Raw genomic sequence first — 23,202 nt, 5'->3', positions numbered from 1 at the left:
AGATCACGGGATAGCGATTGTCCTGCAAGGTGCCGAGTTTCACCGGCATCTGCACCACGATGGGCGTTTCCGGCGGCAGAGCCTCCAGCTTCTGCTTCTGGGCTTCGGGGATCTGGGTGGAGGCCCGAATCTTGGCGAGCACCTGCTTGAGGCGGAAAATGCGGTAGACGAAGGGCTGCTGGGCCTGCATCATCACGGCCTGCACCGGCACCGAGAGCTGGCGGGTGCTGCCTGTGATGATCCGATTGCGAACGTACTGGCCGGTTTTGAGCTTGCCGGTGAGGTTGGGGAAGGAGGCCTTCACCAGCACCGTGTTCGGCGACGACTGGTTGCCGCTGATGCCGAAATAGGGCGAGATGAACACCACCTTGCCTGTGCTAATCACCGGCGGAGTTCCCTGGGACTTGAGCTCGACTGGCTGGCCCAACTGCACCCGGGAGGCCTGGGTGGCCGGCACATCCATCAGGGTCCAGAGATCGCTGTTGTCGACGATGCCGGTGATCGCCTGCCCTTGGCGGACGTAATCGCCGAGCTTGACGGTGTCGAGGTCACCGATCTCACCACTTATGGGAGCCGTGACGTATTTGTAGCCGAGATCCGCCGCCTTGGCGCGCGCCTGATCGCTGGCCTGAATTGCCTGGGTGACGTAGTAATCCCGGTCTTTGGTCGACACCGCGCCCTGGTCATTCAGGAAGATGTAGCGCTCCGCATTGACGCTGTCCTTGCGAGCCTCAGCCTTGGCCGCATCCAGGGTCGCTGTCTGCTGCACGTTGTCGAGCACCAGGATCGGCTGGCCCGCCTTCACCCGCTGCCCCTGGGTGGCCAGGATTTTGACGACCCGGCCATCCACCTCGGGACGCAGGGCCACGTCGGTGGTGGACTCCAGCTGGCTCATCACGTCGATCGACGGACTGAAACTGGCCTCACCGATGGTCTCGGTCTGCACGACCAGAGGCTGCCGGGCCACCGGTTTGGCGGCGCAGCCCACCAGCAACACACCCACCAAGGACAACGCCGGAACCGCGCGAACCACAAAAACTAGGCATGTAACTTAATTATAGAGTTCATGGGAATTCGCCCAACTCAGCGGCGACCCTGCTGGGCCAGCTGCACTGGTGCCCCGTGGCGAAGGTTGAGCAGGCCAGCGGTAATCAGCCGATCGCCTTCCTGAGCCCCGCGCTCGAGTGGATAGAGGGTTCCCTGCAGATCTCCTATCTGCACTGGAGTTTGCAAGGCAAACAGGGTGCCGCTCGGCAACCGGCGCAGCTCGGCGATGGGGGCCTTGCCCGGCCGCCGCTCCAGATCAGCCAAGCTACCCACCAAATAAATAAATGGCTGTCCTGCCAACCGGGTCACCGCGGTGAAGGGAACGGCCAACTCCTGGCGCCGATCCAGCACCAAGCGCGTGCGACTGCGCTGGCCGTTGCGCAGGCTCCCCCGCGGGTTAGCAAACGACGCCTTCACCAGCAGCGTCTGAGTTGGGGCGCTCACCCCCGGATCCACCGAGATCACCGGGCCCTCCGCCAGGGGCTGGGAGCTGGAGGCGGCCAGCAGCAGCACCCTCTGGCCCGGCCGAACACGATCGGCATAGGTGGCAGGTACATCGATGCGAGCCAGGAGATTGTCGTTGCGGATCAAGCGGGTAATCGGCACGCCAGCGGCAATCACATCGCCCTGCTTGACGCGCAAATCGGCCACCATGCCGCTGATCGGCGCCCGCAGATCCTTGAAGGCGAGATCGGCCTCCTTCGCCACCAGGGCTTCGCGGGCAGCGATGTAGGCCTGGCGAAATTCATCCCGCTGCAGGGCACTGGCCGCACCTTGACGGGCCAGGTCTTGATAACGCTGGTAATTGAGGCGGTTGGTCTGCATCTGAGCGCGCAGGCTGGCCACCTCGGCCCTGAGCTGGGCCTGGTCGAGCACCAGCAGCAGCTGGCCCTGGCGCACCCGATCTCCTTGACGCACCAACAAACGCTGAATGCGGCCCCCCGCCTGGGCCGCCAGATCCACCTCCTCCTCTGCCTCCAGGGTGCTCACGGTGTCAAAACTGGCTTGAAATTCAGCAGTTTCCAGGCGCTGGCTCTGCACCACAGGCAGCCGCGGGGCTGGCTCGCGGCCCTGCTGACACCCCACAACCAGGGCAGAGGCCATCGCCGTGAAAATCAATAGCGGGGAAACAACAGGGCGGAGCATGGGTGTGATGGTGGATCGGGCGCGCCGCATGGCCGGAGCGTATCGCCGGCAGGCCGATGATGGACTCAGAACGGCGCTGCGGCGACCTCGTGAGCGACCTGTTCAGCCATCAACGCGACATCACCCTGGCCCGGGTCGCGCCCCTGGCCGACCGGCTGCGGCCCCGCAGCCTTGATGACTTCGTCGGTCAGGAGTCGATCCTCGGTGTGGGACGCCTGCTAAGACGCGCCATCGCTGCAGATCGAGTCGGCAACCTGATCCTGCACGGCCCGCCGGGGGTGGGCAAAACCACCCTGGCCCGGATCATTGCTGGCAGCACCAGGGCCCACTTCAGCAGCCTCAATGCCGTACTTGCCGGCGTCAAGGATCTGCGGGCCGAGGTGGACGCGGCCCAGCAGCGCCTGGCGCACCATGGCCTGCGCACCACCCTGTTCATCGACGAGGTGCACCGTTTCAACAGTGCACAACAAGACGCCCTGCTGCCCTGGGTAGAAAACGGCACGGTGAATCTGATCGGAGCCACCACCGAAAACCCCTTTTTCGAGGTGAACAAAGCCCTGGTAAGCCGTTCGCGGTTGTTTCGCCTGCAACCGCTTGAGCCAGCACACCTGCGCCAGCTGCTGGAACGGGCCCTGCGGGATCCGGCAGTGGGCTATGGCGAACGCTCGATTGACCTAGCCGCAGCAGCGGCCGACCACCTGGTTGATGTGGCCGGCGGCGATGCCCGCAGCTTGCTGAATGCCCTGGAGCTGGCGGTGGAGACCACTCCTCCCTGTGCTGATGGCTCCATCAGGATCGATCTGACCATCGCCGAGGAGTCGATTCAGCAGCGGGCGGTGCTCTACGACAAGCAGGGGGATGCCCACTTCGACACGATCAGCGCCTTCATCAAATCGTTGCGCGGCTCCGATCCAGATGCGGCCCTTTTCTGGTTGGCCCGCATGGTGGAGGCGGGCGAAAACCCGCGCTTTATCTTCCGGCGCATGTTGATCGCTGCCGGAGAAGACATCGGCTTAGCCGATCCCCAGGCCGTGGTGGTGGTGGAAGCCTGCGCGGCCAGCTTCGAGCGAGTGGGATTGCCAGAGGGGCTTTACCCGCTGGCCCAGGCAGCTCTCTATTTGGCGGGAGCGGAAAAGAGCAACAGCTTGCTCGGTTTCTTCGATGCCCTAAAAAGCGTGCGCAGCGCCAACCGCCAACAGGTGCCCGCCCACCTGCGCGATGCCAACCGTGATGGCCAGGCTTTTGGCGATGGAGTGGGCTACCGCTACCCCCATGCCTACGCCGAGCACTGGGTAGCCCAGCAGTATTTGCCTGGCGCACTTCAAGGTGAGATCTTCTGGCAACCGGGCAGCCTGGGCTGGGAGGGCCAGAGGCGCGAGCGCCTGCAACAGCGGCGGGCCGCCCAGCTGGCAGCTGCCGCTGAGATGGCGGCGGATCAGGGCGATGTGCTCAGCAGCAGTCCGGAGGATCCCCAGCTGGAGCGCTGGCTGCAGCGGCAAGCCGCCGCCGAGGGAGAACGACTCGACACCCTGAGACATCGCTTCTGGGCAGGCGTGATCTGGCAACGCCAAGCGCGGGTGCTGGTGCTGGAAGCGAGGTCGTTGCTATGGGCCCTTGATCCCCTGGCCGCTACGCCCGAGGGCGGGGTAGTGATCACCGTGGCCCAGGCCTCCGACCGGGAGCGGCTGCAAGCCCAGCTGAAGGTGCTCGACAGCCTGCGCCAACCCCAGCTGCTGCTGGTGCCTCCCCAAACCCCCGCCGCCCTTAACTCCCAGCTCGAACCGCAACTCGCCCTTGACTCCGATGCCCGCTTCGACTGGGTGATAGCGCGGCAACCCTGGCAGGGCCTCAGCGCCGAACAAATCGAGGCCTGGATCAGCCAAGCTGGCGCGCTGCTGGGCCAAACCGGCGAATGGCGCCTGCTGTTCAGCACTCCCCAACTCGGTCCAGCAGCAGGCCTGCGGTCCCTGCTCGGCACGGCAGAACCCCCCCTGCAAACCTTGCTGGAGGAGCTAACTCACCTGGAGGGGCAGCGACTGATCCAGGCCCAGAGCACCGGCCTAATCAGCCAACGCAGCTTGATCGCCGCGGGATGGCAAGTGCAACAGGAGCAGTGGCAGGAATCACTCCAACTCGAGCTGACTGCCGAGCTGATCGAACGCTGGCTGGCCCCGGCCAGCTCCTATCTCGAAGCGATGGCCGCACTCCGCGGCAAGCCCCTAGCCAGTGATGCCGTGCAAAGCCTGCGAGAAGCATTTAGCCGCCTGCTGGGCCAGCCCCTGCCCCAGGCCCTTGAGCACACCTTGGTAAGGGCAAGGCGTGCAGACGCACTGCAAACGCCCCTAAACACATAAAAAAGCCCCGGCGAAAGCCGGGGCAGCTGAGGTGGCGAATCGCCTAGCGAGAGCCGAACACCAAGGCCATGCTCACCAAAGGCCAGGCTCACCAGAGGCCGCGGATAGCCTCAGGTTGCACCTGCTGAACTGGGGCTGGGGCTGGGGCCATTGTGCGCACTTCAGCCACGGGATCAGCCATCTGGTTGGCCTGGATGCAGGCCGGCAGGAACACGTACCAGGAGAGCAGGGAGGTGCACTGGGCGTCACCTTGGCAGCGACCTTCGGCACAGACGTTCTGGGCACCGGTGTAGGTGTTGCAGAAGTCGGCTAGGCGCATGTCGGTAGGCAGGGCATTCATGATGCCGGCCGAGGAGATCTGACCGTCACGGGCATCAGCCACGATCGCCGAGCGCAGAGCCTGCACCGCGAAGGTGTTCATGCTCCAATAAGGGAAGTAGCTGGTGGTTTGGTTCTTGAGGAACTTCACACCTGCATCCGAGTAGAGGAAGCGGGAGACGCCAACGAAGTCCACGTTGTAGGACTTGTTCATGCCTTCACGCACCTCGGCAGCGGTCCAGCCGGAGCGGTTCAGGCCCCCTTCCAGGCCCCGATCGGTGACTTCACCAGACTGCAGAAATGTATTGAAGGCATCCTGGTTGGTAGACCACACGGCGCCACCGGTGTTCCAACGAACGGGGAGATTGTTATCGACTGCGGCGGACGCTGGCATAGCCACCGCCGAGAGGGCCGTACCCACAAAAAGGCCGGCCAGCAAACGCTTGATCACGAGAGTAATGGAATCAGTTCATTCCGAACGTAGCCACGCAGTGCCGCGTGTCACCAAAGATGCAAGTCAGCGTGGCGCATCGACACAAAACCGAAAGATTTGCACTGGATTTCAGTAGTAAATCTGCGTTTTTAGAACAATCAAGCGCCCTGCCGCCCCATCAATTCTTCAGGCTGTCCTGGCGACTGCAACATCAAACCTGCACAACCCTCACCAACCGCCGCCCAACGCCAATCCTGCTGCAGAGCGCTGCTGTGATCCGGCTTTGCCCCATCACTCAGATTCTGCAAGCTACCGCTGGTGTGGTCGTAACACCACTGAGACAGTTCTGCTGCAAGGGTGCGATGGCGCCACTTGATAGCCGCTTCCTTCAACACCCAACTGTTGAGCACCGCTCGCCGTAGCTCCTCCCCAGTCAAATCCCCCAACTGCGCCTGTTCAAGCTCTGGATAAAACCGCCGCATCAATCCAGCTGGCTCAATAGGTCGAGCAGTGGATTCGAGGTCTACTCCGATGCGATAGCCGGAGTAGCCAATCAGCAAGCCAGCGCCGCTATGGCTGAGACTGACCCATCCCAGACCATTACCTAACAGTGGTGGAAGGCCTGGAGGACTATGGAGAGGCACCGCGGCACCAGCGCAGCCCAACACATCAGCCAGCTGCTGCCGGAGCAGAGCCCGGCTCTGGAAGTAACGACTTCGCTGCAGCTCAGGCAGGCCCAAGCCCCAACTCCATTCATCAGTAGATAAACAGCCGAGGTCGCCCCCCTCCAGATAGCGCAGCCATAACTGGGGGGCTGGGCGCTGCGGCAGATCCAAGCTGCTGCCTAGGCTCACTCGTGAGTTCAGTTGGACGTTCAATGACCTTGCAGATCGGTGAGCCCGCCCCTGATTTCACTTTGCCAGACCAAGACGGAACGGCGGTGAAGCTTTCCCAGTTCAAGGGCCAACGGGTGGTGATCTACTTCTATCCCAAGGACGACACCCCGGGCTGCACCAAAGAAGCCTGCAATTTCCGCGACCAGTGGGGGGCGTTCGAAAAGCAAGCCATCACCGTGCTCGGCATCAGCAAGGACGGCGCCAGCAGCCACGCCAAATTCATCGCCAAATATGACCTTCCCTTCACCTTGCTAAGCGACGCCGAGCCCTGCTCAGTGGCCGCGGCCTATGGGAGCTATGGGCTGAAGAAATTCATGGGCAAGGAATACATGGGCATGATGCGCCACACCTTCGTGGTGGATGCAGAAGGAAAGATCGAAAAGATCTACACAAAGGTGAAGTCCGAAACCATGGCTGACGACATCCTCAGCGATCTGGGCCTGGCCTGAGTGCAGCCAAGGCCTCAAGGGCCAGGTCTGGAGCCAGCTGTAGCGGCATGGCACTGACTAGCAGCTGCTGCAGCAATGGTTTAAGCAGGGGGCCATCTCCTCCCGTGAGCCAAAAACTGCAGCCTGGGCAGCTGGATAGGGCATCACGCCCAGCGGCGTCCAGGGCGGCCGCCAGACCCCGCAAAACCCCAGCGGCCATGGCTTCTGATGTGGAGTGAGGCCAGAGGTCCGGGGGCAGATCTAAGGGCTGGTCCAAGGCAGGCAGTCCTGCAGTTTCAGCAGCCAGGGCCCGCAACTGCAAGGCAGCTCCGGCTAGCAACCGTCCTCCCCGAAATCGGCCATCGCTGGTGACCAGGGTGAGGCTCAAGGCGGTGCCGCCGTCCGCCACCAATACGGGACCAGAGGCAAGGCACCAGGCCCGCCAACCCACTAGGGCACGGTCCACCCCCAGCCAGCCAGGCTGCTCCAACAAGGGCACATCTTTCAAATGCAGACGCCGCTCCAGCGGCAGTGGAGCAGAGGCGGGCACCGGGCCCACCGCAGCCCAAGCAACCAGCCCCTCAAACTCGCCCACACCGGCTGGAGCACTCCACGTACGCAGGCAGCCCAGCTCACCTTCTGCCCAGTGCCATCGGCTATTGCCGATCAGCAGCCAACGGCCCTCGTTCAGATGCCCTCGCCCATCAATCCCGGCAAATGGATGCCACATTCCTGTTGGAGACCACCGAAACGGGTCGCCCGGCCGCTGACATCCCCTAGATCAGGAGCACTGGAGTGCCAGTCGCCCACCGTGGAATAACCCTGCTCAAACAGCGGGTGCTGGGGCAATTTGTGCTCTTCCATGTAGTAGTAAACATCCCGTTTACTCCAGGAGAGAAGGGGCCGCAGCGACCAGCGCTGACGCACCGCATCTAGCGGTTCCATGGCCTTGCGGTGATCGGTCTGGCTGCCGCGCACACCACTGGCCCAACAGGTCACCGCCAAATCAGTGAGGGCCCGGTCGAGGGGTTCCACCTTGCGGATGCGGTGATAGAGCGCCAGATCTCCGCCCTGGTCGGTTTCCCAAAGGCGGCCGTGCAGAGCTTCCATCCGGGCCGGGCTCATGGCCGACTGGGCCACCACTAATTGGAGCTGGAGCTGCTCTACCAGACGCTCGGCGTATTGATAAGTCTCCGGCGGCAGATAGCCCGTATCAACCCAGATCACTGTTATGGGGCAGCCGGTATTGGCGGTCAGCTCACTGGCCATGTGCAGCAGAACTGCCGACTGGATGCCAAAGCTGGTTGTTAAGGCAAACCCTGCCCCGAAGGTGTTCTGAGCCCAGCCCAGGCGCTCTTGGGCCGACAAAGGTGCAAGCAGTGCCCTGGCAGCGTCCAGATCGATCGGCCGGCCGGCGCCATCGGGTGAAAGGGCTTGTAATTGGGCCATCTGCATCAAACCATCATCGCCCTTTGAGTGAGTCGCTGGTTAGGGTTCAAAAGCAGGTGCCGGCGAAAGACCACCAGAGCAATGCTGAATCCTGAGGCGGCGCGATCGCAAGCTGCGGTGACCCCGCCAACCGCACCGGTGGTGATCGTGGGCGGGGGCTTTGGTGGGCTTTACACCGCCCTCGCCCTGGCAGAGCGCCGCCACCATCCACCAATCCTGCTGATCGAACCCAACGATCGCTTCCTATTTCTGCCCCTGCTTTACGAACTGCTGAGCGGCGAACTGCGCAGCTGGGAGATCGCACCTCGCTACGACAGTTTGCTGGCCGGCAAAGGGGTGGCCTGGCTGCAGGACCGGGTTGTGCGCATCGACGCCCAGTCTTCACAGGTGCATACCGCCAGCGGCCGGTGCCTGGCCTTCAGCCGCCTGGTGCTGGCCACGGGTGCCCAGGCCAATGACTTCGGCATCCCCGGCGTAGCTGAATACAGCCTCGGTTTTCGCACCTTGGCAGACGTGGAACGGCTGCAGCGGCTAATCCAGACTTTGAAGGAACGGTCCCGGCCCCTGCAGCGTTTGGCCGTGGTGGGAGCTGGTGCCAGCGGGGTGGAATTGGCCTGCAAGCTGGCCGACCAATTGCAGGGGAGCACGATTGTGGACCTGATTGAGCAGGGCCCCGGACTGCTCCCCCAGGCCAAGGCCTTCAACCGAGAACAGGCTGAACAGGCCCTGCAACGCCGGGATGTGAGGCTGCGAACCCACACCCGAGTTGAGGCTGTGCAACCAGGTGGACTGACGCTGCTGGGGCCAGCGGGCTCGGAACAGCTGAAGGTTGATGGGGTTATCTGGACTGCAGGCCTGCGCTTTCAATCGCTTGAATGCCAGCCGCCAATTCCCGTCGACCGACTTGGACGACTGAGCTGCGAGCCCAGCCTGCAGCTGGTCGATCAGCCCCACCTATTTGCCCTGGGCGACATCGCCCAGCAGGAGTTACCCCTGCCAGCCACGGCCCAAGTGGCCTTCCAACAAGCTGAGTGCCTGGCCGCCAACCTGATGCATTCCCTTGCTGGCGAACCCCTCGATCCCTTCAACTACAACGACCTCGGCGAAATGATGAGCCTGGGCCGAGGTGAAGCAAGCCTCGTTGGCGGCGGATTCACCCTGGCGGGAGCGGCGGCATTTCAGATCCGCAAACTGGCCTACCTGGCCCGCTTACCTGGCAAATCGCATCAGTTAAAAGTGGTCGCCGGCTGGCTAGCGGACTGGCCCCGGTGACCCTGCCGGGAGCCCAAGCTTGTGGTGGGCAAGGCCCGCCCATGATCAAATCCGTAATCGCTGTCTATCTGTGGTGAAACAAGGCCTGTGGTGAAACAAGGCGGCCTGGCGGGGCGCACGGCCGGCTTGCGACCCGCCCAAAAAAGACGCCTGGAACGCCTCTGTCACCGCCGCCATCCGGACGACCAGATAGCTGAATTGCTCTGCTTGCAGCGGCTTGCCAGCGAAAGCCGTGAGCTGGAGCTGCCGCTCACCTTGGTAGTGGATAGCCGGGGCCTGTGCCGGCTGCTCTGGGTGGGGCCGCTGGAGCAATCGGGCCGGCTGCTGGAGCGCCTGCCCGGCTCGGAGCGCCGCCAGGGCTCCGAGCTGCGGCTGATCACCTGCTGCGGCCGAACCAAACAACTCGAAGCCGGCCGCCAGGAGGGAATCGTGGGGCTGGATATAGCGCCCATCGTTTGGCTGCGCTTCGGCGACAGGGCGGGGGCGGGGGGCCAATGGCCCGCCCAACTGTTGGTGGCCCACCCCGACGCCGCCGAACCCTGGGCAAGCGAAGCGACTGAAGATCTAGCCGAGCTGTGCGGCCGAGATCCCCTCAGCCTCACCCCACCAAATGCAGCCAGCGCTGGCGCCTTTGGCGCCAGCCAAGACGGCCCTGAACGGGTGCTGCTGCTAGCACTCACCCCCGGCGACCGCGGCCGGGCCCAACGCCTGATCGCCGAACTGGAAGGACTCGTAGGCAGCGCCGGTGCCGTGTCGGTGGGAGTGGTGGAGCAGCGCCGCAGCCAGGTTGCCCCCCAGACCCTCTGGGGTGAGGGGAAAGTGGGTGAAGCGGCCCTGGAGGCCCGGCGGCTCGGCGCCACCCTGGTAGTGACAGACCGGGAGCTCACACCGGTGCAAGCCCGCAATCTGGAGCGGCTCCTCGATCTGCCGGTGAGCGACCGCAGTGAACTGATTCTCGACATCTTTGCCCAACGGGCCGCCAGCGCCGCCGGGCGCCTCCAGGTGGAGCTGGCCCAACTGCGCTACAGGCTGCCCCGACTCACCGGCCGCGGCCGCAGCCTGTCGCGGCAGGGGGGAGGCATCGGCACCCGGGGACCGGGCGAAACCCAACTGGAAAAAGATCGTCGCGCCATCGCCCGCCGGATTGAGCGATTGCAGCGGGAGGTGAGCCAGCTGGGCGAGCACCGGGCCCGGTTGCGCCGCAGCCGCCAGGGACTGCGGCGACTGGCCCTAGTGGGTTACACCAACGCCGGCAAAAGCTCCCTGCTCAACGCCTTAACCAAGGCCAGCGAAGCCCGCGCCGTGCTGGCTGAAAACAAGCTGTTCGCCACCCTTGATCCCACCACCCGACGACTTGAATTGCCGGAACCAGTGCTGCTCACTGACACGGTGGGCTTCATCCGCGATTTGCCCCCGCCCCTGCTCGAAGCCTTCCGCTCAACCCTGGAGGAAACCCTTGAAGCTGAGGGCCTGTTGATCGTGGTTGATCTGGCCGACCCGGCCTGGCCCGAGCAGTGGCGCACCGTCAACACCATCCTCGATTCCCTTGGAGCAACCGCCCCCAGGCGCCTGATCGCTAATCAAATCGACCGCTGCCCAGCCGGAGAGGTGGAGCGAGCCAGGGCGCTAGCCCCAACGGCCCTGTTCATTTCCGCCACCGCCTGCCTGGGCCTGCAGCACCTGCGCCAGGAGTTGCGCAGCTGGCCCGAGTCAGCGCCTGAGGACGAAAACACCACATCTGCGCGCTGACTTGTGGCACGATCAGCACTTGCTTTCTTCCTCCCTTTCAGCCTCTATGGCCCTCCAACTCGGCGATACCGTTCCCGATTTCACCCAGGATTCCCAGCTCGGGCAGATCAATCTCTACGACTTCGGCGCTGACAGCTGGGTTGTGTTGTTCTCCCACCCGGCCGACTACACCCCTGTTTGCACCACAGAATTGGGAGAGGTATCCCGGCTGCGCCCTGAATGGGAAAAGCGCAACGTCAAAACCATCGCCCTGAGCGTGGATTCCGCCGAAAGCCACAACGGCTGGATCTGCGATATCAACGAAACCCAGAACACAACAGTTGATTATCCGATCCTGGCGGATGCTGACAAAAAGGTGAGCGACCTTTACGGGATGATTCACCCCAACTCCCTTAACAATCTGACCGTGCGTTCGGTGTTCATCATCGATCCCAACAAGAAACTGCGCCTGCAGATCACCTACCCCGCCAGCACTGGCCGCAACTTCCACGAAATCCTGCGGGTGATTGATTCCCTGCAGCTCACCGACAACCACTCCGTGGCCACCCCGGTGAATTGGAAAGACGGCGACGATTGCGTAGTGGTGCCATCAATCTCCACCGAAGATGCCCGCGCCAAGTTTGCCAAGGGCGTCACTGAGATCAAGCCCTACCTGCGCATGACCCCCCAGCCCAACAAGTGAGCTTGAGCTGATGCGGGTGTTGGGGTTGATGAGCGGCACAAGCGCCGATGGCGTGGATGCCGTCCTGGCCAGCTTCAGCGGGCCGCCCCAACGTCCGCGCTGGAAGCTGGAAAAGCACCACTTCAACCCTTACCCCGCCGAGCTCCAACGCCAGCTAATTGGCGTTGGACAAGGCCAATCGTTCGATAGTTCAACGCTGCTCGAATTGGCGGAAGCCGTGACCGAGCAGCAAGCTCTCGCCGCCAGAGCATGCGACCCCCAGGGCAGGGCCAAATTAGTTGGCTGCCACGGCCAGACCCTCTGGCATCGCCCGCCCCAGGCTGCTCAGCGGGGTGCCAGCTGGCAATTACTTCAAGGGCCGCTGCTGGCGGAACTGCTGGCTACGCCGGTGGTATTCGATTTCCGCAGTGCCGATCTGGCCCTTGGCGGTCAGGGAGCGCCACTTGTCCCACCTGCAGACCAGGCCCTACTGGGTCGTTGCGGCGGCTGGCGGGCGGTACTGAATCTGGGGGGCATCGCCAACCTCACCCTGATCCCTCCAGCCCATGGGCCCGAAAGTTGCCTGCAAGTGCGGGGCTGGGACTGTGGTCCTGCCAATACCCTGCTGGACCTGGCAACCATGCACTTCAGTGGCGGCCTGCAGAGCTATGACGCTGATGGGGCCTGGGCCCGCCAGGGACAGATGGATGAAGCCCTGATTCAACGCTGGTTAGCTGAGCCCTATTTCCAGAGCCCACCGCCGAAGTCCACCGGTCGAGAGCTATTCGGCCAGGCAGACCTGGAGCGCCGGCTGGCCGAAGTCAAGGGGAGAGACGCGGCGGATGCCCTAGCCACCCTGACCGGCTTCAGTGCCGCGGTTGTAGCCCAGGAGTTGGGCCATGGGCCCCAAGCGATCGAGCTGCTGGTAGCTGGCGGTGGCTGCCGCAACAGCCTGCTAGTAGAACAACTGCAACGCCGCTGCCGCGGCTTGATCGTGCGGCCGCTGGCGGAATTTGGCATCGGCGAGGCAGAGAGAGAGGCCTTGGCCTTCGCCCTGCTGGCCTGGTGGCACGCCCTGGGGCATGAGGGGAATCTGCCCTCAGTCACCGGCGCCAGCGGCGGCGCCGTGCTGGGGCTGTGCGCCCGTCCTCAGTCCGGTCGGTGCAAGCGAACCCTGCGGGGAGCTCCCCGCAGGCGCTGGGGTTTCTGGGCCTGACTGGCCTCCAGTCCCTGACGAAAAAGCTCAGCCTGGAAACCCGCTTGAACCGGGGAAGCCTGGCTGGCTTGGGCCTGCTGCAGCCGCTCCACACCTTGCTGGATCAGCACCTTGGCCATGTTGCTCACCGTGCGGGACTCGGCATCCGCGAATTCAGCCAACTGTTGGCAGAGCTGCTCGGGCAACACCACCTGAATGCGAGGTGATTTGGACTTGCCACTCGATGAGGTCTGCCGGGTGGCCACGGAGTTGCAAAGCAAGCGCGGAGCAGAGCTGGGGCTTGCAATCCCCAGCCCATACCCCTCAGATACCAATCAGTGTACAGAGATGCACAAGGGTAGTATCCAAGACTATGCTGAAGGCAACCATCCCATCGGAGGTGCACACCGTGCCCCGTTCCTCCACCCCAAGCACCTCAACCCCTGCCTCCGCTGCCCAGGGCCGCAAGCGCCGGACAGCCGAACGCAGCGATGTGCTCGTCTCCGCAGTAATCAGCACCTACCTGCTCACCCACCTGCATCACGTTCTGCAGCGGGCCGAATACGGCGCCCAGCAGGAGGGAAGAGGCGCACTTGCAGCCAACTACGCCGAGCTGCGCAAAGTGCTTTGCCTAGATGCCCGCAGCATGGAAGATGCCTCAGCCTGTGGCACACCTGAGCAAGGCGAAAACCAGCTAGCCGCCTGAACCGATTCGATTTAAAATTCAACCAATTTGCTGCCAGCAATGACCGCCAGCAACGACGAAGCCCTACAAGACGAAGCCTTACGAGTCGAAGCCCTACAAGACGAAGCCGAACGACCTCTGCATTCCAGCAATGCTGCTGAGCTCTATGCCCAAATCAGTGCCGACCACGACCTAACCCAAACGCTGTTCCGCCAGGCCCTACAGGATCCTTCCGGGGCCATTAGCCGAATCATTGAGCTGGGCCAGCAGTTCGGCTTGACGGTCACCTCCCAAGAGATCCGCACCTACATCTCCAGCCTGGATGACAGCGTCAGCAAGCAGTGGCTGGTGAAGGCTCGCGGGGGGCTCTGAGTTGGTGCGGCGCTGTTGTCGCTGATCACGCTCCCCACCTGCCCAGCTGAAAAAGAGCCAGTAACTCACTAGCGCCAGACCAGCTGCGACAACCAGAGCTGCCACCTGCTCAAGGCGCTTAATCATGGCAATCACACAGGCAGGTGAGACGAGTCTGCACCAGATGATTGCCTAGCCGCCCCCCCCGGCAGACGGGTCGCCAGGGATGATGGACTTGGTCCTTAGACCCTTATCCGTGCTCCGCCTCGAACGCCTCGGCAAGATTTATCCCACTGGCGAGGTGCTGCGGGATGTCACCTGGGAGGTGAGGCCTGGAGACCGCATTGGCTTGGTGGGCGTCAACGGAGCTGGCAAGTCCACCCAGATGAAGATCATTGCCGGGCTGGAAGAGCCCAGCAGTGGCTTGGTGGTGAAGCAAGGCGAACCCCGTATTGCCTACCTGCAACAGGAATTCGACGTCGATCCAGCCCGCACGGTGCGAGAGGAGCTGTTCCAAGCATTCGGCGAAGCAGCTGAAGTGCTGATTCGCCAGCACCAGCTGGAGCACGAGATGGCCAGCGAGAAGGCCGCCAACGACCCGGACCATCTCGACGAGCTAATCCACGAGCTAGGCCGGCTGCACAGCCGTTTCGAAGCGTTGCACGGCTACGAGCTCGACGCCCGCATCGACAAACTGCTCCCCACCATTGGCTTCAGCCCCGAGGGGGCCGAACAGCTGGTGGGGGATTATTCCGGCGGCTGGCAGATGCGCATCGCCCTCGGCAAAATCCTCCTCCAGGAACCGGATCTGCTTCTGCTCGACGAGCCCACCAACCATCTGGACGTTGAAACTATCCAGTGGCTCGAGGGCTATCTGGTCGAACAGACCGCGGCCCTAGTTGTGATCAGCCACGACCGCACCTTTCTGGATCGGGTCTGCAACCAGATAGTGGAGACCGAACGGGGGGTATCGCGCACCTACCTGGGCAACTACAGCCAGCACTTAGAGCAGAAAGTCCTGGAGCGCGAAGCAACCCAGGCCGCATTTGATCGCCAACAAAAGGAGCTGGGAGCCCAGCAGGCCTACATCGACCGCTTTCGGGCCAGTGCCACCCGCTCCACCCAGGCCAAAAGCCGGGAGAAACTGCTGGAGAAGGTTGAGCGGGTCGAAGCTCCGCTCGAAGGTGTCGGCGGGCCGCGATTCCGCTTTCCCGAAGCACCACGCTCTGGGCGCGTGGTGGCAGACATCAAAAACCTGACCCACAGCTACGGCGAGCAGATTCTGTTTTTAGGGGCTGAGCTGGAGGTGGAACGGGGTGACCGCATCGCCTTTGTCGGGCCCAACGGCGCCGGCAAATCAACCCTGCTGCGCCTAATCATGGGCAGCGAACAGCCCGAGGACGGCTGCGCCAGCCTCGGGGAGCACAACGTGATAGCGAACTACTTCGAGCAGAACCAGGCCGAAGCCCTAGACCTCTCCAAAACCGTGATCAACACGATCTTCGAGGTAGTGCCCGACTGGACTCAGACCCAAGTGCGCTCACTACTAGGCAGCTTCTGCTTCAGCAACGAAAGCGTATTCAAGGAGGCCGGCAAACTCTCTGGAGGAGAGAAAGCCAGGCTGGCGCTGGCGTTAATGCTGCTCAGCCCCTGCAACCTCCTAGTTCTGGATGAGCCCACCAATCACCTTGATATTCCAGCCAAGCAGATGCTGGAAGACGCGCTGATCGAATATGAGGGTGCGGCCTTGCTGGTGAGCCACGACCGCTATTTCATCTCCAGGGTGGCCAACCGGATCGTGGAGATCCGGGATGGCCAACTGGTGCTCTACCGAGGCGATTATTCCTATTACCTCACCAAGAAAGAGGAGGAAGCTGGCCTGGCCCGGCAGGCCGAAGAAGCAGAACGCAAAACGGCAAAACAGGCCGCCAACAAGGCCAAGCAGGCGTCTCGAAAATCCCAGTCAAAATCCAGCTGAGCAGCCCAGCCCGCAGCACCTGCCTCAGCAAGTACACAGAACTTCACCGTCGCCTAGGCAGGAAGACTCATTTCACTAGCCCCCTTGGTTTGGTGTGCATAGGCTGACAAGGAGTCGCCACCGCAGGAGATCATGGGTAATTCACACATGGGCCCCAACGCCCAGGGCACCAGCTATCAAGTCGCCGGCCATCAAGAGAATGGCGGCCAAGGCGACGCTTTGGAGGTGTATTTCGAATGCATCACCACCTGCTCCCTGGATGACGGCGCCTGCGTGACGCGCTGCGTTGAAGAGCTACGCGAACAGCCCTGAGCTCAGACGTCGGCCAGCGCATCACCGCGCAACAGCAAATCAGCACAGGCAAAGCGCCCTGTCGCAACCGCTACGCAAGCTAATGAAACAGTTTGTAGCGTTACAGGGTCAAACAGATACCTGTGGTGCGTGCCATGTCTGAACCACTCGCCCTCAGCCTCGGCCAGCAGTTTGAGCTGGAGCGCATGAACCGGGCTATTGAAGCCACCGCCGATCCCCAGGCCCTGCAAGGCATTGCCAAGCAGCTACTCCAGGCCTGGCATAGCCAAAAGGCGGCAACCCAGTGGGTGATGCGTCAGCAACTCGGCGCACCAACCCAAGTTTCGCCAAGCCTGGGCAGCCCGTGGGGTCAGGAGGCTTAGGGGGCTGGAGCTAATTGGGCTGGAACAACCGTTAATTGCATCAAATTTCCGGCCCTACTCACCCGAAGCGCTAAGGCTCCCCCCACCCCTGCCCGTTCCACCGCTGTCACCAGCTGGGAGGGGCTAGCGATGGGCTGATCACCCACTGCAACGATTACATCGCCCTTTTGCAGGCCTGCCCGGGCCGCTGGTCCGGAAGCCTGCACCGCCATGACCCGCACCCCTTGATTCAGCCCAGTGCCATCACCGGCACGAACCCCGTCGAGACTTACGCCGATAAATGGGTGGCTGACACGGTCAGAAGTAAGCAATTGGCGGGCAATATCCCGGGCCCGGTTAATCGGAATAGCAAATCCCAAGCCCGCACCAGGCCCGGTACGCACCAAGGTGTTAATTCCGATCACCTCACCATCAGCATTTAGCAGCGGACCGCCTGAATTGCCCGGGTTAATTGCTGCATCGGTCTGAATCAGATCCAAGCGCTTGTCCGTGATGCCCAGCTTGCTGGCGTTGCGGTTGAGGTTGCTGATGATCCCCATGGTCACGGTGTTGTCCAACCCGTAAGGGTTGCCTACGGCAATTGCCCACTCGCCAACTTGCAGGCTGTCGGAGTTGCCCAAGGGCGCTACTGGCCAGGGGCCGCTGCCCGCCAACCTCACAACCGCCAGATCCGTGAGGCGATCGAGACCGACAACCGTGCCTTCAACCCGACGCCCGCCCTGCAGCCCTACGGTCACCCGGTCTGATTTCTCCACCACGTGGGCATTGGTCAGAATCAGGCCCTCAGCCTGAAAAATAAAGCCGCTTCCCTGGCCGCGCTCCGTGCGCTGAGAGGGCTGCTGTTGCTGCTGGGGCATGCCAAAAAATTGGCGAAACAGGGGGTTCGTTGAGCAGCCCTCTTGGCAAGCCTCCCGAAGCACTACCTGAGGCAGCCACGGTCCGTTCCGTGTCAATGGTCACCACCGCGGGTCCAGCACGGCGAACAGCAGCCGCCACAAATGACTGGCGGTTCAGGCTGACTGAAGTTGCACTCTGGGCGAGGGCGGCAGCGCCTGGCCAGGGAGCCGGGGGCGCCAGTAGAGCCATCAGCACCAGCCCTGAACCCAGCCAGGGCAAGGCCCGCGAATCAGCCATCACTACAGGACTCAACTAGTCAAAACGTAAGCAACCAGCCAGCGACTGCCTAGAGCGGGATTTCCCTCCTAGCAAAGCCGCCACGGGCGATCAGAATCAGCCCTAATGTTGGTAAACAAATCTTTCAATCCATGGACACCGGGCGACTGCTAATTGCTTTTCTCGCCTTCGGTGCCGCCTGCAGCACCCTGTGGGCCTGGATGGTTGCAAATACCGGAGAGGTTGCAGTCGTTGATCCCCAAACGGCTCGCTCCAGGCAATGATGGAATTGCGACACGCAACCACCCATCTGAGTCAAGCTTTAAGGCCATGAACACTGTGCTCTCCCAGCTTTTACCCCTGCTCTATGGGGCCTGCTTTGTGGCCCTGCTATGGCAAGCCTTCAGGGTGATGGGCCAAGGATTCCGCGCCATTCCCCGTCCCGGTGATCGAGATGCCATGGGTACGCCAGCAGCACAAGCACCCGAAATCAGGTCCAATCACGACCGCACCGGCAGACTCACCATCCATCCGGAGCTGCTTGATTCAGATGGTCAGATCACCCAGGAAGACCTGTTAACCGTCCGCTTCAGCGGCGACAACGAGCAAGCTGCTTACCCAGGTGACCTCAGCTGAATAGGCTCTCCGTTGAGCAAGCGTTTTTCAGCGGAGACAGAAGGTGGATCAACGGACCCGAATAGTGGCTGCAGTGCTGACCAGTCTCAAACTGCCACCTCGTTTTCGCCTCAAGCTGATCAAGGAAGATCCGATTCGGCTGGAGTTGAGCATCACCCCTGCCTACGGCAGGGATCCAATTTTGGTAGGCCTGGTTGAATCTCAGGATCTCGTGGCCCGTCGCGACCGAGAGGGGCGCATCCCCAGGGACCTGCAAGGCACTTGGGACTGGACTGTTCGCCACGGCAAGGTGAGCACCGGGGGCTGGAATCCTTACCTCAAGGAGGCCCTGCAAACCATGTTTGAAACCGGCCTACCTGCGATCGTCTACGAGGAGCTCACAGGCGAGGCCTACCACCCGGTAGATGGCATTCGCCACGTGCGCTGATTCCACAAGGACAGCCCCTGCCAACACCCCCGCTACCGATTGACGGCCTGTTAGCGCCGCTGCTCGAAGCATGCAGGCCAGGTGCCACCGTGCTGCTCCAGGCACCCCCTGGGGCAGGTAAAACGACTCGGGTGCCCCTGGCTCTGCTAGCAGGACTCAACCTGGAGCCGGGCAAACCAGGTGCCGCATCTGGCCGCATCTGGATGCTGGAACCACGTCGCCTGGCAGCCAAAGCGGCAGCCCAAAGGTTGGCGGCCGAGCTCGGCGAGCCCCTCGGCCAGCAAGTTGGCTACAGCGTGCGGCTCGAGTCCTGCATCTCAGCCGCCACTCGACTGGAGGTGCTCACAGACGGCCTGTTCCTGCGGCGCTTGCAGGCAAACCCTGGCCTTGATCGGGTGGACTGCCTGATCTTTGACGAATTCCACGAGCGCGGCGCCGACACCGACCTATCCCTTGCCCTGGTGCGTCAGGCCAGGGAGCTGCTGAAGCCAGAGCTACGGCTGGTGCTGATGTCTGCCACCCTCAACCTGGCCCCGCTGGCGGAGCAGTTGCCAGGGGCCACCGTGCTGACCAGCGAAGGGCGTTGCTATCCGGTGGCAATCAGCCACCAGCCACCGCGACCAGGCGAAAGGCTGGCGCAACAGGTGGTGCGCGCCCTTGAGCAGCACTGGCTAGAGCCGCGCGGCGACGGCGAAACCGTGCTGGTTTTCCTCCCCGGGCAGAGGGAGATCCAGGACTGCAGCCGGGCGATCGCCGCCACCGACTGGGGAAAGCCCAGCCATCAGGGCGTGGAGTGCGTTTCCCTGCACGGCAACCTGCCCCTGGAGGCCCAGAGCCGCGCTATCGGCCCGGCCAGCAGCGCCGCGGGCAAGGTGGTGCTCGCCACTTCCATCGCTGAGAGTTCCCTCACCTTGGCCGGGGTAACGCTGGTGATCGACAGTGGTCTGAGCCGCCGCAACCGCTTCGATCCCGGAAGTGGACTTGATGGGCTGGTTACCGTACCCGCAAGCCAAGCCAGCGCTGATCAACGGGCCGGCCGGGCCGGGCGCCTGGGGCCAGGTCGCTGCCTGCGCCTCTGGTCGCCAGCTGAACAGCAGCGCCGTCCCGCTTTCGATCCACCGGAGTTGCTCGAGGTAGATCCCCTGCCCCTGGCCCTGCAACTGGCCCAGTGGGGCGATCCCCTTGGCAGGGACCTGGACTGGATAGACCCACCAGCGCCTGCACCCCTGAAGGAGGCCCGTCTGCAGCTAGAGCAGCTTGGTGCCTTAGCCGCCAGCGGGCGGCTAAACAGCCACGGGCAGCGCCTGGCCCAGCTGGGGGTGCATCCGCGCCTCGCCCAGCTGCTACTGCTGGGCGAGCAACTAGGACAATTGGAGCTGGCCTGCGGCCTGGCGGTGCTGCTGAGCGAGCGCGATCCCCTCAACCGTCAGGAGGCAGGCAGTGACCTGCTGCGGCGGCTTGATTGGCTAGGTGAAAACCGCCCTGGCGATAGCTCCCAGCGCCGGCTGCGTCAGCTGCAAAGCAAGCTGCAACGCCAGGTCAGGCAGCTAGGGGGTAGCAGTTCCATTCCTCCAGCTGCAATGCCGGTTGGCCGATCCGTAACCCTGTCGGAAGCGGCGGCCGCGCTAGTTGCCGCCGCCTACCCCGAGCGGCTCGCCCTAGCCAGAGCAGGCAAGCCTGGCCGCTACCTACTCAGTGGCGGCCGTGGCGCCGTGCTCCATGCAGACGATCCCCTAGTGGCCTGCACTGCTCTGGCAGTGGCCCAGCTTGACGGCCAGGGTCAGGACGCTCGCATCCAGCTAGCGATCCCCATTGATATCGGGCAACTGCGGCAACTGGCGGAGCAGCCCGGCGGGCAAGGAAATATCGCGGTGGAGGCGCGCTGGGATGGAGAAGCTCAACGGGTGCGCTGCGAACGCTCCCTGCGGCTAGGGGCGCTGGTGCTTGAGCGCCGCAGCTGGAGCGAAGCAGAACCGGCCTTGATTCGCAGCGCCCTACTGGAGGGCCTGCGGCAGCTGGGACTGGAAGCTCTGCCATGGGATCCCGTTAGCCGCCAACTCCAGCAACGCCTCAGCCTGGCCCACCAGCACCTAGGAGACCCATGGCCCGACTGCAGCCCCCAGCAGCTACTTGACCAGCTAGATGAATGGCTCGGCCCCCACCTCAACGGCCTCCGCAGCCGCGACGACCTGCAGGGACTACCCCTAGGCGAAGCCCTCTGGGGTGACACCCCCTGGAGCCTGCGTAGCCAACTCGATCAGCTGCTGCCAGTGGCCCTGACCGTGCCCTCTGGCCGCCAAGTCAAGCTTGATTACAGCAGCGGCCAGCCCGTGCTGGCGGTGAAGCTGCAGGAGCTATTCGGCGCTCGCACAAACCCAATGGTGCTCTCAGGTCAGCTAGCAGTGACCGTGCACCTGCTCACACCGGCCGGCCGGCCGGCGGCGATCACCCAGGATCTAGAAGGCTTCTGGGTGCGCAGCTATCCGGAGGTGCGTAAGGAGCTGCGCGGGCGCTACCCCCGTCACCCCTGGCCAGAAGACCCGTGCCAAGCCCAGGCGACGGCCCTTACCAAAGCAAGGCTGCAACAGGGGAGTCATCGAGCCTGAGGGGCATGGGGCAATAAGGCACCTGCCTGCCCCAAACTGGAACTTTCCGGCAAGGCTGCCTTGGCCCGCTTTTACGTCAACAACCGTCGTGATGGCTCGCGCCTGCTTAGCAGCGCCCTAGTGATCTGCGTCGCAGGGCTGATCCGCGTTGACCATCCGATTGGGCGATCGGTAGCGCTGATAGCAGGCCTGGTGAGCCTCTACTGGTGGATCTGCTACCGGCAGATACAGCCGTGACTGCGGCCGGTGAATTTTCAGGCATACCGCGCTACGGCGTCACAGAGCTGAATGGCGCGGTCGCATCGCTGCTAGAGCGAGGTTTTGCACCTCGGTTTCTGCTTGACGCAACCGTGAGCAGACCCCAGCTCAAAAAGGGACATCTCTGGATGACCCTGGTCGACGAGCAGGCATCAATTTCGGCAGTGGTTTGGGCTTCCCAGCTAGCGAAGCTCAGCTTCGTTCCCGAGGACGGAGACGGGGTCGTAGTGGTGGGCAAGCTCAACTTTTGGAGCAGCCGGGCAAGCCTCTGCGTTCAGGCACTCGACATCAGGCCAAGCCTGAGTTCGGTCCTGCGTCAGTTCGAACAGGTGCGGGAGCGGCTGACCCTCGACGGGATGCTGGATCAAGCCCGCAAACGCCCCCTACCCGCTTTCCCAAGGCGCATTGCCCTACTCACGAGCTGTCCGAGCTCTGCGTTGGCCGACATGCTGCGCACCAGCGCCGAACGCTGGCCGGCGACGGCTGTGGTCGTGGTGCCAATACCAGTACAAGGCCCCGTACACGAAGCCATCTGCCGAACCCTGGAAAAATTGAGTTCCCAAGTGGTGCAGCTGGGTATCGATGCGATCGTGATCGGCCGAGGCGGCGGTAGCCGCGAAGACCTAGCCGTGTTTGACAACGAAGAGCTGGCGCGGTGTCTAGCCAGCTGCCCCGTGCCCGTAGTTAGCGGCATTGGCCACGAAGATGACACCACCGTTGCAGACCTGGTGGCCGACTACAGGGCCGCTACCCCCACAGCTGCCCTGGTGGCCCTGTTGCCGGATCACCGCGTAGCGGTGCAGACGCTGCAGCAGCAGGGGAGACACCTGCAGCAACTCATCCAACTGAGGCTGCAGGGAGAGCGTCAGCGACTCACTCGGGATCGGGAGCGACTAGCGGGGGTAAATCCCTTCGCCCTTTTGAACAGTCGTCGCCAGGCCCTGGGGCATGCCCAGCAGCTGCTGCAAGCACTATCGCCCGCACACCAGCTCAAAAGGGGCTTCTGCCTGCTGCGCGATGACAAAGGGGTTGTGGTGCGCTCCGTGCAGCAACTTGAAAAAGGCGGCGAAGTCATCGCCCAACTCACAGATGGGCAGGCGAGCGCCGTGGTGCGCGAGATTCAACATCAAGCTCCGGAGGCGAACCCCTGAACGATGCCTAAAGCAAAAGCCACAAGCAAAGCAAAAGAAAATGAAAGCTGCGAAGACGTTGGCGCCGATCTCTCATACAACGAAGCCCACACCGCCCTACAAGTGGCCTTATCAGCCCTGCAAGCCACGGACCTGGATGTCGAGGCAATGACAGGCCTATACCGACAAGCCCGCGCCTATCTGAATCGCTGTGAAGCGGTACTCGCCCATGTGGAACAGGAAGTGATGTTGTGGCAGGAAGGAGATAACGCTGTAGTCCCCTTTAAAGATCTCACCTAGGGAGTCTCTGGGCAACATGGGATTAAGAAGCTTCTGAATTCAAAACTGTCGCGTTCGACTGCAATTTGATTTAGCAGGGCTCCCATAAGTGCTCTG

At 62.8% G+C, this 23,202-nt stretch carries 24 protein-coding genes and 1 pseudogene; 17 read left to right on the top strand and 8 right to left on the bottom strand.

Translation table 11 applies throughout. The features are described 5' to 3' along the window. Positions 1-1,033: efflux RND transporter periplasmic adaptor subunit (locus tag KBY74_RS07600; protein ID WP_254942175.1), on the bottom strand; the 1,033-nt coding region annotated here is incomplete at its 3' end. A 50-nt stretch (positions 1,034-1,083) separates the two neighbouring features. Beyond that, positions 1,084-2,223, bottom strand: coding sequence for an efflux RND transporter periplasmic adaptor subunit (locus tag KBY74_RS07595; protein ID WP_254942174.1), 1,140 nt, complete (start codon positions 2,221-2,223; stop codon positions 1,084-1,086). Positions 2,224-2,249: 26 nt separating this feature from the next. Between KBY74_RS07595 and KBY74_RS07590 the strand changes: the two genes are divergently transcribed. Next, positions 2,250-4,547 (top strand): AAA family ATPase, encoded by a 2,298-nt coding sequence (locus KBY74_RS07590; protein WP_254942173.1) that lies wholly within the window; start codon positions 2,250-2,252, stop codon positions 4,545-4,547. An 88-nt stretch (positions 4,548-4,635) separates the two neighbouring features. Here the strand turns inward: KBY74_RS07590 and KBY74_RS07585 are convergent, their stop codons facing one another. Both KBY74_RS07585 and KBY74_RS07580 read right to left on the bottom strand, forming a co-directional pair. Then, positions 4,636-5,316 carry an alpha/beta hydrolase gene (locus KBY74_RS07585; RefSeq protein WP_396123133.1) on the bottom strand — a complete coding sequence of 227 codons (681 nt, stop codon included), beginning with the start codon at positions 5,314-5,316 and terminating at the stop codon, positions 4,636-4,638. A gap of 140 nt (positions 5,317-5,456) precedes the next feature. After that, positions 5,457-6,134 (bottom strand): 4'-phosphopantetheinyl transferase superfamily protein, encoded by a 678-nt coding sequence (locus KBY74_RS07580; protein WP_254942172.1) that lies wholly within the window; start codon positions 6,132-6,134, stop codon positions 5,457-5,459. Positions 6,135-6,175: 41 nt separating this feature from the next. On the opposite strand from KBY74_RS07580, the gene bcp reads away from it, so the two are divergent. After that, a complete protein-coding gene (gene bcp, locus KBY74_RS07575; protein ID WP_254942171.1) occupies positions 6,176-6,643 on the top strand; it encodes a thioredoxin-dependent thiol peroxidase in 468 nt (155 codons plus the stop codon). On the opposite strand, the gene KBY74_RS07570 is transcribed toward bcp, so the two are convergent. After that, positions 6,621-7,217: a type III pantothenate kinase gene (locus KBY74_RS07570; protein WP_254942170.1), complete on the bottom strand. Its 597-nt coding sequence runs from the start codon at positions 7,215-7,217 to the stop codon at positions 6,621-6,623. The two genes, bcp and KBY74_RS07570, sit on opposite strands and share 23 nt — an antisense overlap. 92 nt (positions 7,218-7,309) lie before the next feature. Continuing rightward, entirely contained in the window at positions 7,310-8,077 is a 768-nt protein-coding gene (locus KBY74_RS07565; protein WP_396123131.1) for a phosphoadenylyl-sulfate reductase, read from the bottom strand. Positions 8,078-8,188: 111 nt separating this feature from the next. On the opposite strand from KBY74_RS07565, the gene KBY74_RS07560 reads away from it, so the two are divergent. From KBY74_RS07560 to KBY74_RS07545, 4 genes are all read left to right on the top strand, one after another. Further along, positions 8,189-9,343, top strand: a complete 1,155-nt coding sequence (locus KBY74_RS07560; protein ID WP_315859044.1) for an FAD-dependent oxidoreductase — start codon at positions 8,189-8,191, stop codon at positions 9,341-9,343. 90 nt (positions 9,344-9,433) lie between these two features. Continuing rightward, on the top strand, positions 9,434-11,092 hold the full coding sequence (gene hflX / locus KBY74_RS07555; RefSeq protein WP_254942167.1) for a GTPase HflX: 1,659 nt from the start codon (positions 9,434-9,436) through the stop codon (positions 11,090-11,092). Between the two features lie 46 nt (positions 11,093-11,138). Then, positions 11,139-11,774: a peroxiredoxin gene (locus KBY74_RS07550; RefSeq protein ID WP_254942166.1), complete on the top strand. Its 636-nt coding sequence runs from the start codon at positions 11,139-11,141 to the stop codon at positions 11,772-11,774. Between the two features lie 10 nt (positions 11,775-11,784). Continuing rightward, complete coding sequence (locus KBY74_RS07545) at positions 11,785-12,969, top strand: anhydro-N-acetylmuramic acid kinase (protein WP_254942165.1); 1,185 nt, start codon at positions 11,785-11,787, stop codon at positions 12,967-12,969. Here the strand turns inward: KBY74_RS07545 and KBY74_RS07540 are convergent. Further along, positions 12,903-13,214, bottom strand: coding sequence for a ribbon-helix-helix domain-containing protein (locus KBY74_RS07540; RefSeq protein WP_254937746.1), 312 nt, complete (start codon positions 13,212-13,214; stop codon positions 12,903-12,905). The two genes, KBY74_RS07545 and KBY74_RS07540, sit on opposite strands and share 67 nt — an antisense overlap. Positions 13,215-13,357: 143 nt before the next feature. Here KBY74_RS07540 and KBY74_RS07535 point away from each other — a divergent pair, with 143 nt between their 5' ends. From KBY74_RS07535 to KBY74_RS07515, 5 genes are all read left to right on the top strand, one after another. Continuing rightward, positions 13,358-13,654: a hypothetical protein gene (locus KBY74_RS07535; RefSeq protein ID WP_254942164.1), complete on the top strand. Its 297-nt coding sequence runs from the start codon at positions 13,358-13,360 to the stop codon at positions 13,652-13,654. Positions 13,655-13,771: 117 nt separating this feature from the next. After that, positions 13,772-14,005, top strand: a complete 234-nt coding sequence (locus tag KBY74_RS07530; RefSeq protein WP_396123134.1) for a hypothetical protein — start codon at positions 13,772-13,774, stop codon at positions 14,003-14,005. A gap of 205 nt (positions 14,006-14,210) precedes the next feature. Next, positions 14,211-15,962 (top strand): ATP-binding cassette domain-containing protein, encoded by a 1,752-nt coding sequence (locus tag KBY74_RS07525; protein ID WP_396123130.1) that lies wholly within the window; start codon positions 14,211-14,213, stop codon positions 15,960-15,962. 132 nt (positions 15,963-16,094) lie between these two features. Beyond that, positions 16,095-16,274: a hypothetical protein gene (locus KBY74_RS07520; RefSeq protein WP_254942161.1), complete on the top strand. Its 180-nt coding sequence runs from the start codon at positions 16,095-16,097 to the stop codon at positions 16,272-16,274. Between the two features lie 134 nt (positions 16,275-16,408). Beyond that, the gene (locus KBY74_RS07515) at positions 16,409-16,636 is read left to right on the top strand and encodes a hypothetical protein (protein ID WP_254942160.1); all 228 of its coding nucleotides are present in this window, start codon (positions 16,409-16,411) and stop codon (positions 16,634-16,636) included. Here KBY74_RS07515 and KBY74_RS07510 read toward each other — a convergent pair. Next, positions 16,633-17,770 (bottom strand): annotated as a pseudogene (locus KBY74_RS07510) (trypsin-like peptidase domain-containing protein). The gene KBY74_RS07515 and the pseudogene KBY74_RS07510 overlap by 4 nt on opposite strands. 309 nt (positions 17,771-18,079) lie before the next feature. Here KBY74_RS07510 and KBY74_RS07505 point away from each other — a divergent pair. Genes KBY74_RS07505 through KBY74_RS07480 form a run of 6 tightly spaced genes read left to right on the top strand, consistent with a single transcriptional unit; the run spans position 18,080 to position 23,106 of the window. Beyond that, complete coding sequence (locus KBY74_RS07505) at positions 18,080-18,385, top strand: DUF2973 domain-containing protein (RefSeq protein WP_193486262.1); 306 nt, start codon at positions 18,080-18,082, stop codon at positions 18,383-18,385. Between the two features lie 43 nt (positions 18,386-18,428). Then, a complete protein-coding gene (locus KBY74_RS07500; RefSeq protein WP_106632550.1) occupies positions 18,429-18,812 on the top strand; it encodes a hypothetical protein in 384 nt (127 codons plus the stop codon). Further along, positions 18,809-21,418, top strand: a complete 2,610-nt coding sequence (gene hrpB / locus KBY74_RS07495; RefSeq protein ID WP_315859045.1) for an ATP-dependent helicase HrpB — start codon at positions 18,809-18,811, stop codon at positions 21,416-21,418. Before KBY74_RS07500 ends, hrpB begins: the two co-directional genes overlap by 4 nt. A gap of 60 nt (positions 21,419-21,478) precedes the next feature. Then, complete coding sequence (locus tag KBY74_RS07490; RefSeq protein ID WP_254931520.1) at positions 21,479-21,655, top strand: hypothetical protein; 177 nt, start codon at positions 21,479-21,481, stop codon at positions 21,653-21,655. Then, complete coding sequence (xseA, locus tag KBY74_RS07485; protein ID WP_254942159.1) at positions 21,652-22,827, top strand: exodeoxyribonuclease VII large subunit; 1,176 nt, start codon at positions 21,652-21,654, stop codon at positions 22,825-22,827. The genes KBY74_RS07490 and xseA overlap by 4 nt, the downstream gene beginning before the upstream one ends. 3 nt (positions 22,828-22,830) lie before the next feature. Next, positions 22,831-23,106 (top strand): exodeoxyribonuclease VII small subunit, encoded by a 276-nt coding sequence (locus tag KBY74_RS07480; protein ID WP_254942158.1) that lies wholly within the window; start codon positions 22,831-22,833, stop codon positions 23,104-23,106. Positions 23,107-23,202: the final 96 nt, after the last annotated feature.

This window comes from Cyanobium sp. A1C-AMD (genome assembly GCF_024346495.1).
GTDB lineage: Bacteria > Cyanobacteriota > Cyanobacteriia > PCC-6307 > Cyanobiaceae > Cyanobium_A > Cyanobium_A usitatum.
The sequence above is the reverse complement of the archived record's forward strand: the minus strand, read 5'-3'. Positions and strand labels throughout refer to the sequence as shown.

What these genes read in the sequence shown, in the direction of transcription:
- KBY74_RS07595 (WP_254942174.1), bottom strand. Translation starts at nt 2,223, where the DNA reads ATGCGGCGCGCCCGATCCACCATCACACCCATGCTCCGCCCTGTTGTT.
- KBY74_RS07480 (WP_254942158.1), top strand. Translation starts at nt 22,831, where the DNA reads ATGCCTAAAGCAAAAGCCACAAGCAAAGCAAAAGAAAATGAAAGCTGC.
- KBY74_RS07515 (WP_254942160.1), top strand. Translation starts at nt 16,409, where the DNA reads ATGTCTGAACCACTCGCCCTCAGCCTCGGCCAGCAGTTTGAGCTGGAG.
- KBY74_RS07505 (WP_193486262.1), top strand. Translation starts at nt 18,080, where the DNA reads ATGAACACTGTGCTCTCCCAGCTTTTACCCCTGCTCTATGGGGCCTGC.
- KBY74_RS07550 (WP_254942166.1), top strand. Translation starts at nt 11,139, where the DNA reads ATGGCCCTCCAACTCGGCGATACCGTTCCCGATTTCACCCAGGATTCC.
- KBY74_RS07590 (WP_254942173.1), top strand. Translation starts at nt 2,250, where the DNA reads ATGATGGACTCAGAACGGCGCTGCGGCGACCTCGTGAGCGACCTGTTC.
- KBY74_RS07565 (WP_396123131.1), bottom strand. Translation starts at nt 8,077, where the DNA reads ATGCAGATGGCCCAATTACAAGCCCTTTCACCCGATGGCGCCGGCCGG.
- KBY74_RS07525 (WP_396123130.1), top strand. Translation starts at nt 14,211, where the DNA reads ATGATGGACTTGGTCCTTAGACCCTTATCCGTGCTCCGCCTCGAACGC.
- KBY74_RS07520 (WP_254942161.1), top strand. Translation starts at nt 16,095, where the DNA reads ATGGGTAATTCACACATGGGCCCCAACGCCCAGGGCACCAGCTATCAA.
- KBY74_RS07545 (WP_254942165.1), top strand. Translation starts at nt 11,785, where the DNA reads ATGCGGGTGTTGGGGTTGATGAGCGGCACAAGCGCCGATGGCGTGGAT.
- bcp (WP_254942171.1), top strand. Translation starts at nt 6,176, where the DNA reads ATGACCTTGCAGATCGGTGAGCCCGCCCCTGATTTCACTTTGCCAGAC.